Source organism: Kitasatospora sp. NPDC047058 (genome assembly GCF_040643935.1).
GTDB lineage: Bacteria > Actinomycetota > Actinomycetes > Streptomycetales > Streptomycetaceae > Kitasatospora.
This window is the reverse complement of sequence record NZ_JBEYVJ010000927.1, coordinates 1-1,162: the sequence shown is the minus strand read 5'-3', so window position 1 is coordinate 1,162 and position 1,162 is coordinate 1. Positions and strand designations below refer to the sequence as shown.

The following is a 1,162-nucleotide window of genomic DNA, read 5'->3' as shown; positions in this document are numbered from 1 at the left end:
TCTCAGCTTCGCAACCGAGATCCCTTGTTACGAGGAGGCGGCCGTGGGTAACGGATTCGGTCAGATTCGCAGTCGGCCGCGGATCCGGCCGCGCGCCAGGTTGGCCACCGTCCCCCGGGCGTACGCGAGCGGCGAGTCGCTCTGCCGGACCCTGTCCCAACGGTGCCACAGGGCGACCATCGCGTCCGCTGCCAGGTCGTCCGCGGCGTCCGTCTCGCCCGTCAACAGGTGTGCCAGGCGCGCCAGTTCGGCGTGGTGATGTTCGAAGAAGTCGCGGAACTCCCCAGACGCCCCGTCGGCGATCATGCTGGTGGTACGGCCTCTCGCTGCGTCAGGAACATCCCCGTACGGGGCGAACGGACATGCGGGGACCCGCCCGCCCGCTCGCCTACCAGCCGGTAGGGTACCCGCTCCGCAGCCCCGGCCCGCCCGCCGACCGGGGCGCGGCCCCCGTGAGCCGCTGCCTGCAACGCCCGCCCACTCCCGCCGGCACCGCCCGCCAAACATGACATGGCATGTTCAGGCCAAGTTGTTCCTTCACTGCCCAAGCATCGGAAATACACAAGACCTCCGCACTAAGGTGAGGCCCGATCCATCGCTCGGCCATCCCCCGACCAGCGGGCATCGAGCATGCCCGCCGCCAGGACAGGAGTGAACCGACCATGCATCCCCGCCATCTGTGGAAGCGCCTCACCGCTGCGGTCGTCCGCCGCGGCATCGGCGCCACCATGGGCGCGCTCGCGCTCATCGCCGCCTTCGTCCTCGCCGGCACCGCCACGGGCACGTCGAACGCGGCCGCCCAGCCGGCCGGCGTTACCAGCGTCACCAGCGTCACCGGCGTCGGCCAGTGGTCCTGCGCCGGCGCCGCCATCCCGAACGGATGGGTCCTCACCGCCTTCAACAAGGACGGCTGCAGCGGCTGGGGCTCGTGGTACCAGCAGCCGGCCGCGGACGGGCTCTACACCTGCGGCGGCTCCCCGATCGTCCCGGGGTACGTCATCACGGACTACGTGAAGTACGGCTGCAACGGGGTCGGCTCCTGGCGGCACAACCTCGTCAAGGACGGGATCTGGACCTGCGGCGGTTCCCCGATCGTGCCGGGGTACGACGTGACCGGCTACATCCTCCTCGGCTGCAACGGCGTCGGCGCCTGGTACCACCA

General features: G+C 70.5%; 1 protein-coding gene and 1 pseudogene. One reads left to right on the top strand and one right to left on the bottom strand.

What is annotated here, in order from left to right:
- Positions 1-78 precede the first annotated feature (78 nt).
- Positions 79-306: pseudogene (locus tag ABZ885_RS41695) on the bottom strand (sigma factor); the annotation flags it as partial.
- Positions 307-662: 356 nt separating this feature from the next.
- On the opposite strand from ABZ885_RS41695, the gene ABZ885_RS41690 reads away from it, so the two are divergent.
- Positions 663-1,162: hypothetical protein (locus ABZ885_RS41690; RefSeq protein WP_360200494.1), on the top strand; the 500-nt coding region annotated here is incomplete at its 3' end.